The 19204-nt window shown below is 65.0% G+C and carries 22 protein-coding genes and 1 riboswitch; of the genes, 4 read left to right on the top strand and 18 right to left on the bottom strand.

The genetic code is table 11. The features are described from left to right. Window positions 1-13 precede the first annotated feature (13 nt). The 15 genes from thiD to ACZ5BT_RS07345 form a co-directional block, all read right to left on the bottom strand. Window positions 14-868, bottom strand: coding sequence for a bifunctional hydroxymethylpyrimidine kinase/phosphomethylpyrimidine kinase (gene thiD, locus ACZ5BT_RS07275; RefSeq protein ID WP_464883940.1), 855 nt, complete (start codon window positions 866-868; stop codon window positions 14-16). Further along, window positions 865-2175: a phosphomethylpyrimidine synthase ThiC gene (thiC, locus tag ACZ5BT_RS07280; RefSeq protein ID WP_464885794.1), complete on the bottom strand. Its 1311-nt coding sequence runs from the start codon at window positions 2173-2175 to the stop codon at window positions 865-867. The genes thiD and thiC overlap by 4 nt, the downstream gene beginning before the upstream one ends. Continuing rightward, entirely contained in the window at window positions 2175-3143 is a 969-nt protein-coding gene (locus ACZ5BT_RS07285; protein ID WP_464883941.1) for an FAD-dependent oxidoreductase, read from the bottom strand. The genes thiC and ACZ5BT_RS07285 overlap by 1 nt, the downstream gene beginning before the upstream one ends. Further along, window positions 3140-4114, bottom strand: a complete 975-nt coding sequence (gene thiS / locus ACZ5BT_RS07290; protein WP_464883942.1) for a sulfur carrier protein ThiS — start codon at window positions 4112-4114, stop codon at window positions 3140-3142. The genes ACZ5BT_RS07285 and thiS overlap by 4 nt, the downstream gene beginning before the upstream one ends. Then, complete coding sequence (thiE, locus tag ACZ5BT_RS07295; protein ID WP_464883943.1) at window positions 4087-4731, bottom strand: thiamine phosphate synthase; 645 nt, start codon at window positions 4729-4731, stop codon at window positions 4087-4089. The genes thiS and thiE overlap by 28 nt, the downstream gene beginning before the upstream one ends. 61 nt (window positions 4732-4792) lie before the next feature. Further along, a riboswitch (TPP riboswitch) is annotated at window positions 4793-4901 on the bottom strand. A 313-nt stretch (window positions 4902-5214) separates the two neighbouring features. Next, window positions 5215-5565 carry a HepT-like ribonuclease domain-containing protein gene (locus tag ACZ5BT_RS07300; RefSeq protein WP_464883944.1) on the bottom strand — a complete coding sequence of 117 codons (351 nt, stop codon included), beginning with the start codon at window positions 5563-5565 and terminating at the stop codon, window positions 5215-5217. Then, the gene (locus ACZ5BT_RS07305; protein ID WP_464883945.1) at window positions 5558-5854 is read right to left on the bottom strand and encodes a nucleotidyltransferase family protein; all 297 of its coding nucleotides are present in this window, start codon (window positions 5852-5854) and stop codon (window positions 5558-5560) included. Before ACZ5BT_RS07305 ends, ACZ5BT_RS07300 begins: the two co-directional genes overlap by 8 nt. A 290-nt stretch (window positions 5855-6144) precedes the next feature. After that, the gene (locus ACZ5BT_RS07310; protein WP_464883946.1) at window positions 6145-6900 is read right to left on the bottom strand and encodes a hypothetical protein; all 756 of its coding nucleotides are present in this window, start codon (window positions 6898-6900) and stop codon (window positions 6145-6147) included. Beyond that, window positions 6897-7763 carry an ABC transporter ATP-binding protein gene (locus tag ACZ5BT_RS07315; protein ID WP_464883947.1) on the bottom strand — a complete coding sequence of 289 codons (867 nt, stop codon included), beginning with the start codon at window positions 7761-7763 and terminating at the stop codon, window positions 6897-6899. The genes ACZ5BT_RS07310 and ACZ5BT_RS07315 overlap by 4 nt, the downstream gene beginning before the upstream one ends. 620 nt (window positions 7764-8383) lie before the next feature. After that, window positions 8384-9934 (bottom strand): hypothetical protein, encoded by a 1551-nt coding sequence (locus ACZ5BT_RS07320; RefSeq protein ID WP_464883948.1) that lies wholly within the window; start codon window positions 9932-9934, stop codon window positions 8384-8386. A 310-nt stretch (window positions 9935-10244) separates the two neighbouring features. Then, window positions 10245-11183, bottom strand: coding sequence for a branched-chain amino acid transaminase (locus tag ACZ5BT_RS07325; protein WP_464883949.1), 939 nt, complete (start codon window positions 11181-11183; stop codon window positions 10245-10247). A 32-nt stretch (window positions 11184-11215) separates the two neighbouring features. After that, a complete protein-coding gene (locus ACZ5BT_RS07330; protein ID WP_464883950.1) occupies window positions 11216-12049 on the bottom strand; it encodes a DciA family protein in 834 nt (277 codons plus the stop codon). Then, a complete protein-coding gene (gene recF, locus ACZ5BT_RS07335; protein ID WP_464883951.1) occupies window positions 12042-13079 on the bottom strand; it encodes a DNA replication/repair protein RecF in 1038 nt (345 codons plus the stop codon). Before recF ends, ACZ5BT_RS07330 begins: the two co-directional genes overlap by 8 nt. 63 nt (window positions 13080-13142) lie before the next feature. Continuing rightward, entirely contained in the window at window positions 13143-13622 is a 480-nt protein-coding gene (locus ACZ5BT_RS07340; RefSeq protein ID WP_464883952.1) for a macro domain-containing protein, read from the bottom strand. A 4-nt stretch (window positions 13623-13626) separates the two neighbouring features. Further along, window positions 13627-14064 (bottom strand): universal stress protein, encoded by a 438-nt coding sequence (locus tag ACZ5BT_RS07345; RefSeq protein ID WP_464883953.1) that lies wholly within the window; start codon window positions 14062-14064, stop codon window positions 13627-13629. A 17-nt stretch (window positions 14065-14081) separates the two neighbouring features. Between ACZ5BT_RS07345 and ACZ5BT_RS07350 the strand changes: the two genes are divergently transcribed. Further along, window positions 14082-14855, top strand: coding sequence for an SAM hydrolase/SAM-dependent halogenase family protein (locus ACZ5BT_RS07350; RefSeq protein ID WP_464883954.1), 774 nt, complete (start codon window positions 14082-14084; stop codon window positions 14853-14855). On the opposite strand, the gene surE is transcribed toward ACZ5BT_RS07350, so the two are convergent. Further along, window positions 14852-15604 carry a 5'/3'-nucleotidase SurE gene (gene surE, locus ACZ5BT_RS07355; RefSeq protein WP_464883955.1) on the bottom strand — a complete coding sequence of 251 codons (753 nt, stop codon included), beginning with the start codon at window positions 15602-15604 and terminating at the stop codon, window positions 14852-14854. The two genes, ACZ5BT_RS07350 and surE, sit on opposite strands and share 4 nt — an antisense overlap. Window positions 15605-15686: 82 nt before the next feature. On the opposite strand from surE, the gene ACZ5BT_RS07360 reads away from it, so the two are divergent. Genes ACZ5BT_RS07360 through ACZ5BT_RS07370 form a run of 3 tightly spaced genes read left to right on the top strand, consistent with a single transcriptional unit; the run spans window position 15687 to window position 17397 of the window. Continuing rightward, on the top strand, window positions 15687-16340 hold the full coding sequence (locus ACZ5BT_RS07360; protein WP_464883956.1) for a rhomboid family intramembrane serine protease: 654 nt from the start codon (window positions 15687-15689) through the stop codon (window positions 16338-16340). Between the two features lie 12 nt (window positions 16341-16352). Continuing rightward, window positions 16353-17048, top strand: coding sequence for an HD-GYP domain-containing protein (locus ACZ5BT_RS07365; RefSeq protein WP_464883957.1), 696 nt, complete (start codon window positions 16353-16355; stop codon window positions 17046-17048). After that, the gene (locus ACZ5BT_RS07370) at window positions 17029-17397 is read left to right on the top strand and encodes a response regulator transcription factor (RefSeq protein ID WP_464883958.1); all 369 of its coding nucleotides are present in this window, start codon (window positions 17029-17031) and stop codon (window positions 17395-17397) included. The genes ACZ5BT_RS07365 and ACZ5BT_RS07370 overlap by 20 nt, the downstream gene beginning before the upstream one ends. On the opposite strand, the gene ACZ5BT_RS07375 is transcribed toward ACZ5BT_RS07370, so the two are convergent. Both ACZ5BT_RS07375 and ACZ5BT_RS07380 read right to left on the bottom strand, forming a co-directional pair. Continuing rightward, window positions 17391-18647: a sensor histidine kinase gene (locus ACZ5BT_RS07375; RefSeq protein ID WP_464883959.1), complete on the bottom strand. Its 1257-nt coding sequence runs from the start codon at window positions 18645-18647 to the stop codon at window positions 17391-17393. The two genes, ACZ5BT_RS07370 and ACZ5BT_RS07375, sit on opposite strands and share 7 nt — an antisense overlap. Then, a complete protein-coding gene (locus ACZ5BT_RS07380) occupies window positions 18614-19159 on the bottom strand; it encodes a putative pterin-binding protein (RefSeq protein WP_464883960.1) in 546 nt (181 codons plus the stop codon). Before ACZ5BT_RS07380 ends, ACZ5BT_RS07375 begins: the two co-directional genes overlap by 34 nt. Between the last annotated feature and the right edge of the window lie 45 nt (window positions 19160-19204).

Consider the following 19204-nt stretch of genomic DNA (forward strand, 5'->3'; position numbering starts at 1 on the left):
CGTTGCCTCCACGCTAACACGAGCCTTGTCCGGGGTTTGTGCTTTGCCTCGCTGGTTTGACGGAGTCCGAGGCTTCGGGGTCGATCCAGTGGTCGAGCGGGGGCGCGCCCTTCCCGACGGGAAGGGCGCGGGCGATGGCCCGGGTAATGAAGGCCTTGGCGCGTCGGACGGCCGCCTCGAGGGGGCGCGCCCGGGCCAGCTCGGCGGTGATGGCGGCCGAGAGGGTGCACCCGGTGCCCCGGGGCTCGGGTCCGGCGACGCGGGGCGCGCTCAGCCTCTGGACCGAGTCCGCCGTGACCAGGTAGTCGGTGGCGCTCGCCCCCGGGAAATGGCCGCCTTTGAGCAGAACCGCCCGGGCTCCGAGCGCCAGGAATGCCCGCGCGGCCTCGAGGGCATCCCGCTCGCTTTCGATCTTGGCCTGAAGGAGCACTTCGGCCTCGAGGCGGTTAGGGGTCACGAGCGTGGCCCTGGGAATGAGCTCGGTCTTGAGCGCCGATGCCAGCTCGCCTGGGGCCCCTGACAGCGCGCCCCCTTGGCTGGCGAAGAGAACGGGGTCGACGACGAGAGGCCAGAGGCGATGGCGCTTGACGGCCGCGGCCACCGCGGCCACGGTTTCTCCCGAGCCCAGGGCCCCGGTTTTGGCGGCCGAGATGCCAAAGGCCGTGGCGACCGCGTCGATCTGTTCGGTGACCAGGTCGGGGTCCAGGAGGTGAACCTGGAGGCGGCCTTGACCGTTTTGCACGGTGACCATGGTGAGCGCGCTCGTGCCATAGACCCCGAAGCGGTGGAACGTTTTGAGGTCGGCCTGGATGCCGGCCCCGCCACTGGGGTCGGAGCCGGCGATGGTCAGGGCCACGGGGAGGGTCATGCCTCTTTGGCCTCAAGCGGGCGCTCCTCCCGGCGGAGCACCGCTTCCACCAGGTTCATGGGGCAAAAGGGGCCGCACATCGAGCAGGCTTTGGTTTGGGTGGCGCGCTCGCGGTAGATCCTTTTTGCGTCCTCAGGGAACAGAGCCTGCTCGAACTGCGTCGGCCAGTCGAGCCGGTAGCGGGCCTGGCTCATTCGCTGGTCCCGGGCCCAGGCTGCGGCGTTGCCGCGGGCGAGGTCGGCGATGTGGGCGGCGATCTTAAAGGCCACCACCCCCTCTTTGACGTGTTCCGCCGAGGGCAGCCCCAGGTGTTCGGCTGGGGTTACGTAGCAGAGCATGTCGGCGCCGTGCCAGCCGGCCAGCGCGCCGCCGATCGCCCCGGCGATGTGGTCGAAGCCGGCGGCGATGTCGGTGGGCAGCATGCCCAGGATGTAAAAGGGCGCGTGGCCGGTGAGCTTTTTCTGGATCTCGACGTTGGTCTGGATTTCGTTCAAGGGGATGTGCCCCGGGCCCTCGATCATGACCTGCACCCCGGCGGCGCGGGCCCGGTCGGCGAGCTCGCCGAGGGTGAGCAGTTCCTCGATCTGGGGCCGGTCGGTGGCGTCGGCGAGCGAGCCGGGGCGGAGGCCATCGCCGAGGGAGAGGGTCATGTCGTAGGTTCGGGCGATGTCGAGCAGGTCGTCGAAGCGGGCATAAAGGGGGTTTTCCTCGCCGCGCTCCAGCATCCAGGCCGCGAGCAGGCCACCCCCTCGCGAGACGATGCCGGTGGTGCGAGGGGTGTTGCGGTAGCGCTGGAGGGTTTTGAGGGTGACGCCGGCGTGGACGGTGATGTAGTCGACCCCCTGACGTCCGTGCGCCTCGATCACGCCGAGCAGCTCGTCCGCCGACATGTCGAAGACGCTCTTCCGGGCCGCGGCCCGGAACTCGGCTTCGTAGATGGGTACGGTGCCGAGGGGGACGCTCGCCACCTCGAGGATCCGCTGCCGGATGGCGGTGAGGTCGCCACCGGTGGAGAGATCCATCACCGTGTCGGCGCCGTAGCGGATCGCCACCTTGACCTTCTCGACCTCTTCCTCAGGGTGGACGTAGTCGTAGGACGTGCCGACGTTGGCGTTGACCTTCACCGTGAGCCCTTCGCCGATGGCGGTGAATCGGGTGAGGGTGCGGTGGTTCGGATTGGCCGGGATGACCGCCCTGCCTTCGGCGACGAGGGCGCGAATTTCTTCGGGATGCTTGCCTTCTTTTTCGGCCACGTAGGCCATGGCCTCGGTGATGCGGCCTTTCCTTGCCGCTTCGAGCTGGGTCATCATTTACCTCCTTCGGATACCCCCAGCCACTCGGCGACTTTGCGCGCCGTGGCCGGGGCCAGGAGCACGCCATTGCGGCCGTGTCCGGTTGCAGCAAAAACACGGGTTTCGATCGGGCTGACGATGGGCGCCTCGGCCATGGGGCGGTAGCCCCAAAGCGCCTTGGCAAGCCGCGCGCCTTCCAGGTGGGGAAAGGTTTCGTGGGCAAAATCGGCGAGCCAGCGCAGGCCAAAAAGGTCAACCCCCGGGGTGCGCGGTTCCCGGGTCGTGGCCCCCACGTAAAGGCCCCGTCCCCGGGGCACGGCGTAGCCTTCACCCACGAAGACCGGCGCCGGCGGGGGCGTGGCCAGGAGCAGGAGCGCTTCGCCCTTCACCGGGCGAACGGGAAGTCCGAAGGCGGCGGACCAGGCCCCGGCGGCGACGACCAGCCGGTCGGCCTGCCAGCGCTGCCGCCCGTCGCTGAGCGTGACCGAGGCAGCACCAGCCTCGTAGCTGCGAATACGGGCCTTGATGCGGGCGCCGCCGAGGGTGAGCAAGGCGCGCTGCAGCGCCTTCCTGAGGTGCTCCGGGTGGACGTATCCCCCGGGGTCCTTTCGCCCGGCCCGGGCGCCCCGGATGCGCTCGAGCCACCCGGGGAGCGGGTCGTGCTTTTCCAGGCGGGCGCGCTCGGCGTCGGAGGTGGCGACCATCCAGGTGCCCTGGAAGTCCGCCGGTACCGGCTCGCCACCGAGGCGCCGGAGATCGGCCAAAAGCGCGGGGTAGCGCTCGAGGCCCTCTTCCCCCCAGCGAAGGGCCTGACCGGAGAGGCCTTCCGGGTAGGGGGCCAGCATTCCCGCGGAGGCGCGACTCGCGCTTCCGCGGAGCGCGGCGTCGAAGAGGACGGTCGCCAGCCCCCGTCTTTGCAGGGTGTAGGCGATCATGCTGCCCACGACCCCGCCGCCGATCACCGCGACGTCGAACCGTTTCATGGCGCGAGCGGGATGCCCTCCCTGGGCGAGGAGGGGCTCGCGGTGGCCCGCCTTGGCATGGGACCGGCGAGGTGGGCGCTTCGTCCGGCCTCGACCGCGAGCCGGAAAGCCCGGGCCATACCCACCGGGTCTTTGGCCTCGGCGATGGCGGTGTTGACCAGGATGGCGTCGGCGCCGAACTCCATCACCTCGGCCGCGTGGCTCGGCAGGCCGAGCCCGGCGTCGATGACCACCGGGGCCGGGCGGTCGCGCACGATGATTTCGAGCAGCGAGCGTACCTTGACCCCCCAGCCGGAGCCGATGGGGGCGGCGAGCGGCATCACGGTGGCGGTCCCGAGTCTGGCCAGGCGACTCGCCAGCACCGGGTCGGGCCCGATGTAGGGGAGCACGACGAAGTCGCGATCGAGCAGCACCTCCGCCGCTTTCAGGGTTTCGACGGGGTCGGGGAGCAAAAAGGTGGGGTCCGGGATGACCTCGAGCTTGATCCAGTTCTGACCGGTGACGGCCCGGGCCATCTCGGCGATGCGCACCGCTTCCTCGGCGGTCTTGGCCCCGGCGGTGTTCGGGAGCAGCCAGTACCGGCTGGTATCGAGGGCTTCGAGCAGCCCCCGGTGCCCGGGCGCCCCGAGCTCAACCCGGCGAATGGCCACGGTGACGATCTCCGCACCGCTGGCCAGAAGGGCCTCCTTCATGACCTCGAGGTCCTTGAACTTCCCTGTCCCCACCATCAACCGGCTCTGGAAGGTCTTCCCCGCGATCACCAGCGCGTCGCTCGCCGCTTCGCCGCCCTGCACCATGGCCACGATCTCGACCTCGTCGCCGTCCTCAAGTGGCCGATCAAGCGCTTCCTCCTTTGCCAGCTCGCCGTTGACGAAGACCGCGACCTGCCCCGGCTTGAGATCGTGCTCATCGAGGATTTCCCTCGGGGTTTTCCCCGCGAGCTTTACTTCCTTTCCGTTGACTCGCACCATGCCTGGATCCTTTCCTTAAATGCTTTTGCCGCCGCCTTGGGGTCTTTGGCATCTTGGATGGCCCGCACCACCGCCACCCGCCGGGCCCCGGCCTGAAGGACCTCTTCCAAGCGGGTGAGGTCGATCCCGCCGATGGCATACCAAGGCACCGCGTCCGGAAGCGATGCCGCCGCCCAGCGAACGTATTCGAGGCCGGTGGCCGCCCGACCCGGCTTGGTGGGGGTGGCCCACACCGGGCCGATCGAGAGGTAGCCAGCGCCTTCTTCCAGCGCCCTCTTTGCCTGGTCGGGGCGGTGGGTGCTGCGCCCGACGAGGCCCTGGAAAAAGCCCCTGGCCTGGCCTGGGGTCAGGTCGCCCTGGCCGAGGTGGACCCCGTCGGCTCCGGCGAGCGCCGCGAGGTCGGGCCGGTCGTTGAGCACGAAGGGGACCCCGAATCTGCGGGCCAGGGCCCTCACCTTGGCCGCCAGCGCCAGGTAGGGCTGGGCCTCGAGGGCCTTGGCCCTGAGCTGCAGCATGTCCACGCCGCCCTCGAGCGCGGCTTCGATGCGCTCAAGGAACTCGGCCTCTCCCCAGTGCGGTCTCGGGGTGGCCACCAGATAGAGCCTTCCCAGTAACACTTTTCACCTCCCGCGCCGGCGGAAGGCGGGGATGAATGCGCGTTTTGATGGGGAACGATTGTGGTTTCGCCCAAGGCTTCCCTCCGCCGGTATTACCCGGATCAGGTTCTAAGGGTTCCTGGGACGACCCAGGTCTCAGCCCCTCGATTGGAGCACCCCTAGCCTGCCAGGGTTAGCCTAGCACTGGGCGAAAAGCACGGTCAACCGTTTGTAACCGGTCAACACGTCTGAGACGTTTGGGGGCCGACGCCTCTTGCGTCCTGGCCAGGGCCCCATCGGCCTTCGCTGGTATCCAAACTCCGCCTGGATCTCGGGGATCCGCGTGGGTGGTGCCCGGGTGGAGCCTTGTCATTTGCTCCCCGTGTTCACCTGAGCTGTCCGAACAGAGAAGGGGGCTTTGGCAACACCCTCAGCTCGGAAACCCGTCGGCAGATTCTCGGTGGTCCCGCCGTGCACCCTGTTCTGCCGCGGGGCAATTCCGGTTTATCCCGGCTCGAGATCCCTCAACATCTGGGCCACGGTCCGCTTAAGTTCGGGCAGGTGTCTGGTGATAATCGTCCAAACGATTTCGAAGTCCACGGCAAAGTATTCATGAATCACCACGTTGCGAAAGCCCACGACCCGGCGCCAATCAACCCCTGAAAAACGCGCGCGGAGCTCGTCGGGCACATGCCGGGCGGCTTCGCCGATGATCTCGAGGTTCCGCACCACCGCGTCGGCAACGAGGTCGTTTTCCCAGAGCGCTTCAAGCGTGAGGCCCTCGGTGTAGCGCTCGATCTTCTCGATGGCCTCGAGTATGTCTGAGAGGAACAGGCGGACGTCGCGTTTAGACACGGATGAGGTCCTCCTCGATGGCCTTTCGCAAGAGGGGCTTCTTGCGCAGTGCGCCAAGGGTGATGATGTCCACCCGAAGGCCGAGCAGAGCTTCGAGGTGCTCCTTTACGTCCACGATCTCCCAGCCGATGGGCCGCTCGAGTTCGAGGAGAAGATCCACGTCGCTCACCGGGCCGGCCTCGCCGCGGGCATACGAACCAAAAATGCCCACCACGCGAACCCCAAAGCGACGCCGGAGCTCTTCCTGGTGATTGGTGAGGAGGGTGTGGATTTCCTCGAGGGTTTTCACGATCCATCCTCCTTGAGCCCCTCGATCATCCCCCGCACCACCTCGAATCCCTTCACGCCCTGTTCCGCCGGGAACAGGGCGCTCAACACGATGGGCACGTCTCCCGGCGGGGCGTCCACCACCAGTGTAACCGGTCAATACATCTAAGACTTCCTGGGGGCCGACGCCTCTTGCGTCCTGGCCGGGAACTCGAGGGGCAAGGCTGGCCGCGGCGCGATGTCGTGCGGTCTGTGGCATCCGGATTCACCGGGAGATTTCCGCCTTGGCGCCCCGGCCGTGGCTTTGGCCGATCAGTACATCGCCAGATTGCCCCTTTTGCGCACGAGCCTCAAGCTGTAGGCAAAGGCGGCCCCTCCAAGGACGAGCAAGACGCCGCTATTCAAGAACGCGAGCGCGCCGAGCTTGGCGTTCACCTGCCCCCCGAGCACGAAAGCGGTATTGACCTGATAGAGGCTTGGGGCCAACGGGACGAGCGCCATCCATCCCTCCCAGTGCCTCACGGCCAGCACGTAGGGCAAAAACCCGAACTGAACGATGGTGAAGAGCATGGAAACGTCCTTGAAGTAAAGGGCCAGCGCGCCCATGAGAAGCGAAAGGCCCATCGCCCCCATCCCGAGCGCCGCCACGGCCAAAAGGCCCCCGGTGCGGAATTCCAGCTCGGCGCCCGTAATCAGCGTGAGGAATGCAACGATGATTCCGGCTGGCAAGAGCGAGACGAACACCGTCAAGACGCTGCGAACGAGCAGAATCGTCGTCAGCCCGTACTTGCTCATGGCGAGCTGCTCGAGCGTGCCCCGCACCGCCTCCCGCTGGATGTCCTCGGCGATCCCCTGCAGGATACCCAAAACGAACGTCCACACGACGAACCCGAGCACCAGGCTCGAAAGGTTTTGGCCCTCCAGGGGGGCCGAGACGAAGAGCGAGATGCCGTAGAAAAGGCCGTAGAAGAAAAGAACCATGACCCCAAGGCTCAAGATGGTATTGAGAAAGTACCTGCGCATTTGCGCCAGGCTCAAAAGCAGCTCGGCTCTGATCAGGGTCATCATGAGGCCCACTTCCCTCCGACGAGATGGAGAAAGAGGTCCTCGAGGCTTGGCATCTCCCGGCTAACGCGGACGATTTCGCCGGTGAGGTGGTCAAGGACCTCGTGCTTCAACGCTTCCCAGGAGCCTTCGAAGATCAGGGTGGACGCGTCGCGAAGCCGGACCTTCGGGTGCGCGAGGCTTGCCAGCGCTTTTTCGGCTTCGGGCCTGGCGAACTGGATGACGAACCAGGGGGTGGCAAAGCGCCTGAGCGCGGCGTTCGTTCGATCCTCGAGCACAATCCGCCCCTTATTCAGGAAGATCACGCGGTCGGCGACGCGCTGGACCGTGCCCATGTCGTGGGAGGCGAGCAAGACGGCCCTGCCCGCGCGCGCGAGCTCGACGATCATTCGTTCGAGCTCGTTCTTGCTTTCCGGATCTAGCCCCAGCGTGGGTTCATCCAAGAGCAAAAAGGGCGGGTCGTGGAGCAGGGCGGTGGCGATCGCTGCTTTTTGTTGCATGCCCCGGGAAAACGCCGAGAGGGGGTCGTTCAACCGATCCGCCAACTTAAACCGCTCCATCCAGTGCCGAAACCGCTCGCCGGCAGCGCGGGGCGTAAGGCCGCGGATGGCCCCGAAGTAAACGGCGTTGACCACCGCGGGGAGATTTTGGTAGAAATTCCGGTTTCCCTCCAAAACCACCCCGAAGTCGGTGGGGCGCACTGGTCGGGGTTCGCCTGCTTCGTCGAGCGCAAAGACCTCCCCGCCATCAGCCTCGAGGAGCCCGATCAGAATTTTGACGAAAGTGGTTTTGCCGGCGCCGTTCGGGCCGAGCAGTCCGACCGTTTCACCGGGGCGGAGCTCGAGGCCGACTCCATCCAACGCCACCAGGTCACCGAAGCGTTTGCGAAGGTGTTGGGCGATGACATGGCGCGCCCCTTGCGGAATTCCTTCTCGCCGCCAGCGGTCAAACTGTGATCCGGTCTTGATGAGCAGAAATTGCCACGGCGATTGGTACAACAGCCACGGCTCCCGTGTTGGCGCAGGTTGTGAATCCGCTGCTCACAATTCACCTCCGTCGCGATGGACCCGGTGCCCCCTGCTCCACGCTTGAACCCCTTCTTGTACCTTACCCACCTTCTCGCTGTGGGGTGCCGGTTTTTGCACACCGGAGTTGAGTCCCTGCCCGCGCATGTGAAGCGCTGAGCGTGAGGCAACCGTGACGACGGCGCGTTCGAAAGGCCACGCCTCTAGTTTTCACTGAGGCCGGTCACCGACCGCTATTCGTGCAGGTAACGTTCGACCGCCGAACCGGTAACCTTCACCGGCGGACGGTAACCTCACTCGAGCGACTATTGAATGAATGAATGAGAAGAGGAATCGCAGTTCTCTTGGTCGGATCTACATTAGTGCTTTTCCCGTTAGCTCCGAAATCCAGCCGAACGACCTCATGCAACAACCCCCTGTGCATACCTCCGGGCCAGCTAAGCGAACCTAAGAGCAGCAACCTATTTGTATTGCTCCCTGAGCCTACATACCCAAGCCAAAGCGACAGGGCGCCGAGGATCATCGCGGGCTAAGATATTGAGAGCATCCTTCCAAGCTTCCAGGTCGTCTTCGAGCTTTTGCGCCAGAGCGTAGATGGCGTCTGGATCCCGTGATGCTAGAACCGCTTCTCGTAATTCGTTTTCCAGCACACGGCGAAGCGTCTCGACGCCAGGTGCGTAACTTCTTGGCAGAAGCGGGCCCTTGTAGAGGGCTATGGCTTCCCTCAGGCGCCCTTCGGCGAGCAGCCTCCTTAGCTCTAGAAAATCTGCATCAGGGGGGTTGAGCAATCTGTACGGCCTGCTGGCGATCTCGAACCCGATTCCCCGTAGACGGGATACTTCGACCTTGGCTGCCTCGACGTTGGGTCTTCCGTACAACGCTTTCGCAAGCTTTTGGCCAGAAAGACCCTCTGGATGTGAAAGGAGCAGCACAAGAGTTTCAAGGCTTCGTTTCCTTACGCGGGGAAATCCTACGAGCCGGCCATTCCCCAAAGCCTGCAAGTAAGGTCTCTGCCAAAACACCCCCTCGGGGGCGAAGAGGACTCGGGCTTCCCGTCGCAAAGAGTCTGCAATGAGCCTGAATGGCCCCAACAGGGGTTGTCCTGAGAAGGAGGCCAAGTGAGCCTGCGCTCTGAACGCTTCCTCCATCATGTTCTCGCGTAGAATGGGGAGCGCTCTCTCTAAAGCAACGATGCCCTCTGGCTGGGGAAACCGGAGGAACCCCTCTGCGAGATCCAGCAACGCTGCAGTGAGGACATCAGGCTTGGCTGCTGCTTGTGCGGCTCTCAGGAGGCGCCAGCCCAGCTCTGGGTTCTCTTTTTTCAACGCGAGAATGATCGCGGGCAAATCAAAAGCCAGCTTATCGCCAGGAACGAGTGTTGCCCACGATGCAACGTGCGTTTCGACGGGTTTCCCGGCGGCGCTCGCCAGCTGCACTTGCAACCACGACGCGTAAAGCCTTGGACCAAGCGCCTTATGATTTACGTACGGCAAAACCTCCTGAGCCAGGTCCTCGAGGGGTGTTTCACCCACGAACAAGTCCAGGGCGATCTCTTCCAGCTGATAGTAAGGTGACGTTCCGCGAAGGGCGGCTAGACTGGCCCAACGGTAAGCTTCGGGAAAACGTCCGAGCCGCCTGAGTACGCGGGCCAGGGCATAAGCCACCCGGCCTTCTCCCTCATGGTCGCCCGAATAAGCCTCGAAGGCTCCGCGGAGAGCACTCAGGCCTTCTTCGGGCGGAAGGGCGAGGCCAAGATGATACAGCGTCAGACTCGTTCTCGCCTTGTTGGCGGCCTCAACGGCAAGTGACCGGTAAGCTTTCGTGTCTCCAAGCCGCCAGCGTACGAAACCTAGAAGAGCCAGCCTCTCCGCCTCGAGCTTGGAATCCTTAGGCCTCCACTTCAGTAGAAGCTGCTCTGCTTCGCGATCCTTCCCTTCCTCAATGAACCTCGACGCGATGGCTATCGGTTGATTGCCCCGCCCTGCTCCCGGTTTCCCGAGCTGACGCTTCACAGCTTCAAGCCTAAAGGAGCTACTGGGACCACCGCGCTGATCTTTTCACCGCACTCATCGAAGCCCCATTCTTTACAGCCGCCCATACGGAACGGATCCGGAATCCAGGGAGAGCGTTTCCCTTACCTTGCGGGCGACTCTTGCTGGGGCAGTGCCGCCGCCTGCCTTGCCTTCGGGTGCTCGGCGCGGGGGATCGCCGTGCCGGTCGGTCTCTGAGGGGCAGAATGATAGGCACCTTTGTCGAACGCCTTTTGGTCGCACGAACGGGAAAGCGGGCGGGGGTTCCCGCCCGCTCGTGGTAGAGCAACGCTTAGCCGACGTAGGTCAGCCAGTGTTCGTATTCCGGACGCTTGCCGGTGACGGCCTCGAGGTAGACTTCCCGCAGCCGCATGGTGATCTCGCCGGCCTCACCCTTGCCGATGGGCCGCCAATCGATTTGGGAAACCGGGGTGACCTCGGCCGCGGTTCCGGTCATGAAGACCTCGTCGGCGGCGTAGAGAAGATCGCGGGTGACCCGGTGGGCCACCTCAACCGTGTAGCCGAGATCCCTGGCGATCCGGATCACCGAGTCGCGGGTGATGCCGGGGAGGGTTACCGAGCTCTCGACCGCGTAGATGACCCCGTCCTTGACGAAGAAGAGGTTTTCGCCAGACCCCTCGGCGACGTAGCCCTGGGTATCGAGCAAAATGGCCTCGTCGGCGCCCGATTTAAGGGCTTCCATCTTGGCCAGGGCGGAGTTGACGTAGTTGCCCCCCACCTTGGCCTTGCCCGGCATGACATCCCCGGGGAAGCGGCGCCAGGAGCTGGTGATGAGCCTCGCGCCCTTGCGAATCGCCTCGTCGCCCAGGTAGGCGCCCCACTCCCAGGTGGCGATCATGACCTCGCCCGGGTTATTGGGGAGCGGGTTGACGCCCAGGGTACGGTCGCCCAGCCACACGAGCGGCCGGATGTAGCAGGAGCGGCGCGCGTTGGCGCGGACGGTTTCGACGATGGCCGATTCAATTTCCTCGGGTGCGTAAGGGATTTCGATGAACAGCGTTTTTGCCGAATCGAACAGGCGCTTGACGTGCTCTTTGAGGCGGAAGATGGCCGCGCCCCTTTCAGTCTCGTAGGCGCGGATGCCCTCGAAGACGCTGGTCCCATAGTGGAGCGAATGGGAGAGCACGCTCACGCGGGCTTCTTCTTGGGGGACGAGTTTGCCGTTCAGCCAGATCAGGCCCGCTTGGATTTTGCTATCACCGCTCGCCATGTTCCTATTATGCCCTTATCCACTTGGCGGCATCATCCCCTGCCACCGAGGTGACGGCGCAGGAGGCTGGCCAGGGGTTGGGGCAGCCGCTCCAGGTCGTCCGGGCGGGGTTCCCTGCCGGTCTCGAGCCGGAGCCAGGCCTGGGTGAGTTCGAAGAGGTGGGGGATGTAGGCCGGGGTGCTGGTGGCTTCGGGGAGCAGGGCCTCAATCTGCTCCCAGAGCCTTTGCCGGGCCAGGTAACGGGCTGATGCGGCCAGATCGCCCTCGAGGCGTGGCGGTTGATTTCGCTGGAGCCTTTTCGCCTCGATCCGCACCACCGGGAGTTCGAGCCGCTGGGTGCAGCTCGGGCAGACTTTGCCTTCCTCTTCGGTTGGCGCTTCGCACACCGGGCAGCGAGGGGAAGATTCCCATAGCGCGGCCAGGGCCAGGCCGGCGCGCCTCGCGGCGGGCTTGAGCTCGTCCGGAAGGGGGGCGATGAGTTGTTCGAGGCGTCGTTTGGATGTTGCCGAGAGGGACGGTTTTTGCTTTGCGGCCGCGGGTTTGGCTTTTTGTTTTTCGAGTTGCGCCACCGCGCCGGTGACAAAGCGGAGTTCGGTGACCACGTTGCTGCCGAGTTGGTGGGCGTAACGTTCGAGGAGGACCGCGCGCTGGTATGAGAGCTGATGGGCGAGCACGTGATCGGTGACCCGAACCCAGAGGGTGCCCCGTTCGAAGCGGTAAGGCTCGGTCATGCGGGCGAGCTCGGGGCCCACAATCTTGGGCCAGAGGGCGAGAATGCGGCCCTTTTTGAGCCCCCGTGCCAGCGACCGTTTTTTGAGGACGGTGCTCACGATCTCGCCGATGGCGGCGGGGCGGCCGTTACGCACCGGCCGTCACCTCCCATACGCCGGCCACGAGCTCGATGGTGTGGCCGATGCCGTCGGGGACCTCGGTCCCGGTGATCACGGCCTGGGGCAGCGAGCGGACATAACGAATGAGGGCGTCCTGGCGGTGGCGGTCGAGCTCCGCCACCACGTCGTCGAGGAGCAAAACCGGCGCTTCCCCGTGGTGTTCGGCGAGCAGCCGGTGCTCGGCGATCCTGAGCACCAGGGCCAGCGTCCGGGCTTCGCCGCGACTCGCGAAGTGGGTTGCGTCGCGATCGTCAAGGGTGATGCGCAGGTCGTCGCGGTGGGGGCCGCTCAGCGTGACGCCGCGGGCGCGTTCCTCGTCGAGGCGGGAGGTGAGCGCCGAGGCCAGGGTTTCGGGCGATGCGGTCTCGGCGAGGGAGAGGTTGAGCGTCCCGGGGGCGAATTGGCGGTGGGCCGCCTGGGCGAGAGGTGCGAGTTTTTTGAGCAGCCGGCGGCGCAGGGTGATGATCTCGGCTCCGTAGGAAGCGAGGCGATCGTTCCAGGGTGCGAGGTCCATGTTGCCGAGCTTGAGCGCCGCGTTCCGCTGTCTGAGTGCGCGTTCGTAGGCGCTCGTCAGTGCGCGGTAGCGGGGCGAGAAACGCGCGATGAGCTGGTCCAGGAAGCGGCGGCGCTCGGAAGGGCCGCCCTTGACGATGAAGAGGTCCTCGGGGCGGAGCCAGACCGCGCCGGGATAAGCGGCGAGTTCTTTGAAGCTCGCCGCGGCCCCGTTGATCCACAGGCTTCGCCCTTCGCCAAGGCGTTGTTCGATGGTGAGGTGGTCGAGTTCGCCCTCGATTTCGATCCAGAGCCACGCCTCCCTGGCACCAAAGGCGATGCACTCGCTGGCGCTCCCCCTAAGCTCGCCGCCGGAAGCCAGGTAGAGGGCCTCGAGCAGGCTGGTCTTTCCCGAGGCGTTCGACCCCACGATCGCGGTGAGCCCGGGAGGGAGGCGAAGCTCCGGGCTCTGGAGGTTCCGGAAGTGCCTTTGCCTAAATCTCAAAAAGCGCATCAGCGGCTCCACACCCCGGCCCCACTCTACGCTGCTTCGGGAGCGGCGGGCTCGCGATGGATTTTAGAGGGCTTGACGGATGATCTCGACGTCGTCGTCGGTGTAGCCGTAGAGGGTGACCTCGAGGCGGTCGGGGGCGGCTTTGATCTCCTCGAGCATGATCTTCGCCACTTTGGCCTTGTCAAGACCGCCGACGCCGGTGCCGAGGAGGGGAAAGGCGATTTTTGTCAGATGATGGGAGAGCGCCAGGTCCAGCGCGCTCTTCGTGGCTTGGCGGACGGTTTCGTAGCTGGCGGGCGCATCACCCATGACCGCGGCGTGGATGACGTATCTGGCGGGGAGAGACCCTGCGCCGGTGAGGGCCGCTTCCCCCACCCGGATCGGGCCGATCCGGTCACACGCTTCTTGGATTTCTGGACCGCCTTTTTTGCGAATGGCCCCGGCGACACCGGCGCCGAGCTTGAGGTAATTGTTGGCCGCGTTCACGATGGCGTCGCCGGAGAACTCGGTGATGTCCCCGCCTGCGATCCGGATACGCGCCATGGCCTCATTCTACGCCGCAGCGCACGACCAGCACCGGGATGGGGCAGCGGGCGAGGACTTCCTGGGTGGTTGAGCCCACGAAGAGGTTGCGCAGACGGCGGCCGTGGGTGCTCATCACCACTACGTCGTGTTCGCCCGCCGCGCTCACGATTTCATAAGCGGCATCACCCCGTCGCAGCTGGGCTTCAGCCTCGATGCCTTGCTGTTTGGCGGTTGCGAGAGCTTGATCGAGCGCTTCGTCGGCAAGGTTTTCCAGGCTCTTCGCGAGTTCGTAAGAGAGGGGTTCGGTGAGGGCCGGGGTGGGCACCAGCGTGCTCGGGTTTTCGATCACGTGGATGAAGGTCACCTTGCCGCCGGTGGTCTTGGCCAGTCTCAGAGCTTCCTCGACCGCCCGCTGGGCACACGGGCTGCCGTCGGTCGGGACCAAAATACGCCTGTACATGGTTCCATAATACGGGTATGCGAAAAGTCTTTTTTCTCTCCGACTTTGGCCTCGCCGACCCCTATGTGGGGATCGTGAAGGCCGTCATGGAGGGGATCGCCCCCGGGATTTCCATCGTCGACCTTGCGCATGAAGTTCCGCCCCAGGATGTCCGCCGCGCTGCCTACGGCCTGTACGAGAGCGTGCCCTTTTTGCCCAAAGGGTCGGTGGTGCTGGCGGTGGTGGACCCGGGGGTGGGGTCGGCACGTCGGGCGGTGGTCGTGGTGGGGGAGCGTTTTTACGTCGCGCCCGACAACGGCCTTTTGAGCCTGGCGTTCGTGCGCGATCCCCCAAAAGCCGCCTACCTGATCGACGAGCAGGCGTTCACCCAGATGCCGAGCGCGACCTTTCACGCCCGTGACGTCTTTGGCCCCGCGGCCGCCCGGTTGGCCCTCGGCGTGGATCCTTCGCGCTTTGGCCAGCCGATCGCGCTCGAGGACCTCGTGCGGCTGCCGGTCACCTTCGAGCGGGGCCTCCATGGCGAGATCCTCACCTTCGACCGGTTTGGCAACGCCATTACCAACCTGGTGGGGCCCCTGCCCGAGCCGGTCGAGTTCGCGCTGGTCGCGGGACGGACCCTCCCCTTTGCCCGGACCTACGGCGACGTTTACCCCGGGGAGCCGGTGGTCTACCTGGGATCCGCCGGGCTGGTGGAGATCGCCGTTCGCGAGGGGAACGCCCGCGAGGCTTTGGGGCTCTCTGAGGGCATGGAGGTGGTGCTCTACCGCCGGCAAAGCGGGGATAGCGGTTAGGCGTCCTCGAGGTCCTTTTTGAGCGTCGGCACCAGGTCTGAATCGGTGAAGTCGAGGTTGATGGGGGTGAGGGCGACATAACCGTTGCGCACCGCCCAGAGGTCGGTCCCGGCCCTGCTCTCCTCGATGGGCTCGCCGGCGATCCAGTAGTAGGGCACCCCGGCCGGGTCTTCGCGCTCGACCACCTGGTCCTGGTAGTAGCGGTCGACCAGGCCCACGACCCGGAATCCTCGAGGGCGTTCGGCGGGCACGTTGACGTTGAGCAACACCTTCTCCGGCAAGCCGTGCTCGATGACCCAGCGGACCACGGTCTGCGCCGCCTGGGCGGCGTGGGTAAAGTCGAGTTCTTCCATGTGCACGGTGTCGAGGCTGACCGCCACCGAGGGGATGCCCAGTGAGACACCTTCCATGGCGCCGGCGACGGTGCCGGAGCTGGTGATGTCGAGCCCCAAGTTGACGCCGAGGTTAATCCCGGACACAACCAGATCGAACGGCCCTTTCAGGTGGGCGCCGAGGACTACGCAGTCGGCCGGCGTGCCGTCGACCCGGTAGGCGGGGATGGGTTCGAGCCCGGCGCTGGCGGTGTGCTTGAAGCGCAAGGGGCGGCGGATGGTGATGCCGTGGCCGACCGCCGACTGCTCGATATCGGGAGCGACCACGATGACTTCGCCGAGGTCAGCCATGGCCCGGGCCAGCGCCTTAATGCCGGGGGAGAAGATGCCGTCGTCGTTGGTGACCAGGATGCGCATGCTTCTTAAGATACCTGCCCTGGAAGGGGGGTGGCGCGTGCGTCGACCGGGCCGGGGGGCTTCGGTGCTTTAAAATGCCCCCATGTTCCCGGTTGCCGACTTAAACCGTGCGCGAAGGCCGCCGGTTTTGGTCAAGCTCTTGGTGGCGGTGAACGTGGCGGTCTTCCTCTATGAGCTCACGCTGCCGGGCGAGGCCCTGAACGCTTTCTTTTACGCCTACGGCTTCGTCCCCGCTCGATTTTTCGCCGACCCTATCGGGCAAATGGGAACGATCCTGACCAGCATGTTTATCCACGGCGGCTTCGCCCACATCCTCGGGAACATGTGGTTCCTCTGGGTTTTCGGCGACAACATCGAAGACCGGCTGGGCAAGGCCCGGTTCCTGATCTTTTATCTGGCCGGGGGCGTGGCCGCGGCGTTGGTCCAGGGCCTGGTCGAGCCCGGCTCGCTCACGCCCATGATCGGGGCTTCAGGCGCGATCAGCGCCGTTTTGGGCGCCTATTACGTGCTCTTTCCCCGAGCGCTCGTGCTTACGGTGGTCTGGTTGATCTTTTATCCGATCTTCTTTTATCTGCCCGCCTGGTTCTACCTCGGGTACTGGGCCGTGATTCAGTTCTTCGAGGGGATCGCCGGTGTCTCTGGTGTGGCGTTTTGGGCCCACCTGGGGGGGTTCCTTTGGGGCGTTTTCGCGGTCCGTCGGTTTTTGCCCACAAGGCCACGCTGGATTCGCTGGTAGATTGAGGGCAGGATGCCGCCTGAGCTCTACGCAGACCAGATGGTGCGCTACGCCAGAGACCTCGCCAAGGTCTATGCCGAGGCGGAGCGGACCCAGTCGGAACTCCTCAAAGCCCTGATCGCCCTGGTGGAATTTCGCTTTCCCTGGGCACGGGGCCATTCCGAGCGGGTCGCCTACTGGGCCCAGCGCCTGAACGAGGCCCTGGGACGACCGCTCGACCCGCGGATGGTCTACCGGGCCGGCATCTTGCACGACCTGGGGATGATCGCGGTGCCCGATGCCCTGGTTTCGGCGTATTTTTCCGCCCCGCCTTCTCTTCGACTCGCCGACCCCGAGCACGCCCGCCGTTTGATGCAGCACGCGGAGCTCGGGGCCGAGGCCCTTTCCAAGATCTCCGAGTTTTCCGTGATCGTTCCCTGGGTACGCCACCACCACGAGGCCTGGAACGGCAAGGGCTGGCCGGACGGGCTGAGCGGCGAGGCGATTCCCCTTGGGGCCCGGATCCTTGGGGTGGCCGAGGTCTTCGACCACCTTTTCGAGCTCCAACCGGGGCCGAGGCCCTCGCTGGGGCGCGTCCGGGGCGAGATGGCAAAGCTCTCAGGGACAAGGCTTGACCCCGATCTGGTCGCCACCTTCTTGCGGCTTCCGCTGGAAGAGCTCTGGGAGAACTGGCTTTGGATGGTGGAGAATGAGGATTCTGCTGATTGAAGACGATCCCCTGATGGAAGGGCTTTTGCGGGCCACGTTCGAGCCCTTGGGGCATGAGGTTTTCTTCAGCGCCTCGGGCGATCGGATCGAAGCGTTGCTCGAACAATACGATCCCGACGTGGTGGTCCTGGACGTGCTCCTTTTTGGCAGCGAGCACGATGGCTTTGCCGTGTGCCGGAGAATCAAGGCCTCGCCCTACCGGGATACGTTCGTGGTTTTGCTCACCGCCTTAAGTGACGAGGAGAGTCGAAAGCGCGGGCTCGAGGCCGGAGCGGATGCCTATCTGGCGAAGCCTTTCAGCCCGCTTGAGCTCTTAGAGCTGGCCCAGGCCCGCGGGACGCCTCACTGAGCTTTGGCCTTCGGGATCTCCAGGTAGAACACCGTTGCCCCGCTGCGCGGTTCAGCCCCGGCCCGCCCGCCGTGTTCGGTGGCGATTTCCCGGACCAGGCTCAGCCCCAACCCCCAGCCCTCGAGGCCCCGGTGCTCGGGGAGTCTGGCGAAAGGCGAGAAGAGCCGTTCGGCAGTGCTCGCGTCCAGCTGTCGCCCCGGGGTTTCAACCTCGATCCGCCACCGATCGCCCGCGGGGAAAACCCGCATCGAGGCCCTGCCCTGACCGTACTTCATCGCGTTTTCAAGCAGGTTTAAAAGGGCGTGGAGCAGGCGGTCGGGATCGGCCACCACCGGCATCGCCCCTTCCTTGTGTTCGATGTGAAGCAGAATCTGCCCCGATGTGAACGCCCCCCCGGCCAGCCGCCAGGCCTCTTCGATGACCTCGCGGAGGTCGACGGGGCGTTTGCGGAGCAAAAGTGGTTTCCCGGCCTCGAGGCGATGCAGGTCGAGGAAGGTCCCGAGCACGCTCCTGAGCCGCTGGCTCGCCAGGTGCAGCGCCTCGAGGTGCCGGCGCTGCTGGGTAGGGTCCTGGGTCTTCGAGGCGAGTTCGGCGAATCCGGCCACCGCTGCCAGGGGGGTTTTGAGCTCATGGGCCACCAGGCCCAAAAGCCGGGTCTTAAAGCTCGACTCGTTTTCGAGCTGGCTGATCCGCACCGCCTGCCAGCGGCGCAGGCGGTCCTGGAGGTAAAGGATGAAGGCGGTGGTGAGGAAGAGCAGGGCGAAGCCGAACACCGAGCTCTTTTGATAGAGGCGGAGCTTCGCCTTAAGCTCCCCCCGGAGCTGGTTGGAGATGTTGACGGCTTCGATGTAGACCGGGAAGATGCGCTCGGCCCACCGGGCGTAGACATCGCAGCGGTTCCCGGCTTTTTGAATCTCGTTGGACAGGGCCTCGACCGTTGCCCGGGCTTCCGGGCTCAGGAGCGGCCAGCTGTCGCTGCCTTCGGCGAGCATTACCCGCTGCTGGATTTCATCGGGGGCGTTTTTGGGCGCATCACCGCGGTAACAGCGCGAGGCCACCTGATAGAGATCGCGGAGGATGCGCCCGTACTGGTAGGCGGAGTTGGCGGTCTGCGCCTCGACCAGGGCGGCCTCGAGGCTTTTGAGGAGGAAGAGCGAGTAGCTCCCGTAGGCAAACACCAGGACCAAAAGCACATAGCTGGCCCAGATCGCGGCCCTTAGGGGTAGACGACGATCCGCGTGAGCTTCCACACCCAGTAGGCATTGTACTCAGTTGGGTCGGGCTTCAACCGATCGTATGGGAAGACGATTCGCAAGGGGGCGTAAACGGGAGGAAGCGGCTTGCCGTCCTGGGTCAGGGCGATCATTGGCTGGAAACGCTTGATCTTTTCCCACTCGACGCTGATGACGTAGTCGTCGCTGGCTTCGAAACGGAGCCGCTTGGGGTCGGGGGTGCCCACGCCGGCGAGGAGATCGGAAAGCCACACCCCTTCGAAGACGGCGGGAGGGCCGTTTTCTGCCGAGTGGTGGATGGTCTTGATGCGGACCCACCGCAGCTGTTCGAGGGCGTCTTTGTCCAGCGGGTACTCGCCGTCTGGGGTGACCACCGTGAGCAGGACTTCGCCGCTTGGTTTGGGGACGCCGCCCTTCCACCCGCCCTGGCGCACCACTTGGTAGTCGCTTTTAGGGGCACAAGCGGCAAGCAGCAAACTCAGAGCAGCGAAGGCGACGATCGCGAGGTGCGGTTTGCGTATGTGTGCCATGGCTGACGATTTATTCTAAGCCCAACCAGCGATCAAGGCATCCCC

Source organism: Vulcanithermus mediatlanticus (assembly GCF_055385885.1).

Excerpts from the sequence above, each read along its gene's own strand:
- thiD (WP_464883940.1), bottom strand. The coding sequence starts at position 868 with ATGACCCTCCCCGTGGCCCTGACCATCGCCGGCTCCGACCCCAGTGGC.
- thiC (WP_464885794.1), bottom strand. The coding sequence starts at position 2,175 with ATGACCCAGCTCGAAGCGGCAAGGAAAGGCCGCATCACCGAGGCCATG.
- ACZ5BT_RS07285 (WP_464883941.1), bottom strand. The coding sequence starts at position 3,143 with ATGAAACGGTTCGACGTCGCGGTGATCGGCGGCGGGGTCGTGGGCAGC.
- thiS (WP_464883942.1), bottom strand. The coding sequence starts at position 4,114 with ATGGTGCGAGTCAACGGAAAGGAAGTAAAGCTCGCGGGGAAAACCCCG.
- ACZ5BT_RS07310 (WP_464883946.1), bottom strand. The coding sequence starts at position 6,900 with ATGATGACCCTGATCAGAGCCGAGCTGCTTTTGAGCCTGGCGCAAATG.
- ACZ5BT_RS07325 (WP_464883949.1), bottom strand. The coding sequence starts at position 11,183 with ATGGCGAGCGGTGATAGCAAAATCCAAGCGGGCCTGATCTGGCTGAAC.
- recF (WP_464883951.1), bottom strand. The coding sequence starts at position 13,079 with ATGCGCTTTTTGAGATTTAGGCAAAGGCACTTCCGGAACCTCCAGAGC.
- ACZ5BT_RS07340 (WP_464883952.1), bottom strand. The coding sequence starts at position 13,622 with ATGGCGCGTATCCGGATCGCAGGCGGGGACATCACCGAGTTCTCCGGC.
- ACZ5BT_RS07345 (WP_464883953.1), bottom strand. The coding sequence starts at position 14,064 with ATGTACAGGCGTATTTTGGTCCCGACCGACGGCAGCCCGTGTGCCCAG.
- ACZ5BT_RS07350 (WP_464883954.1), top strand. The coding sequence starts at position 14,082 with ATGCGAAAAGTCTTTTTTCTCTCCGACTTTGGCCTCGCCGACCCCTAT.
- surE (WP_464883955.1), bottom strand. The coding sequence starts at position 15,604 with ATGCGCATCCTGGTCACCAACGACGACGGCATCTTCTCCCCCGGCATT.
- ACZ5BT_RS07360 (WP_464883956.1), top strand. The coding sequence starts at position 15,687 with ATGTTCCCGGTTGCCGACTTAAACCGTGCGCGAAGGCCGCCGGTTTTG.
- ACZ5BT_RS07365 (WP_464883957.1), top strand. The coding sequence starts at position 16,353 with ATGCCGCCTGAGCTCTACGCAGACCAGATGGTGCGCTACGCCAGAGAC.
- ACZ5BT_RS07370 (WP_464883958.1), top strand. The coding sequence starts at position 17,029 with ATGAGGATTCTGCTGATTGAAGACGATCCCCTGATGGAAGGGCTTTTG.
- ACZ5BT_RS07380 (WP_464883960.1), bottom strand. The coding sequence starts at position 19,159 with ATGGCACACATACGCAAACCGCACCTCGCGATCGTCGCCTTCGCTGCT.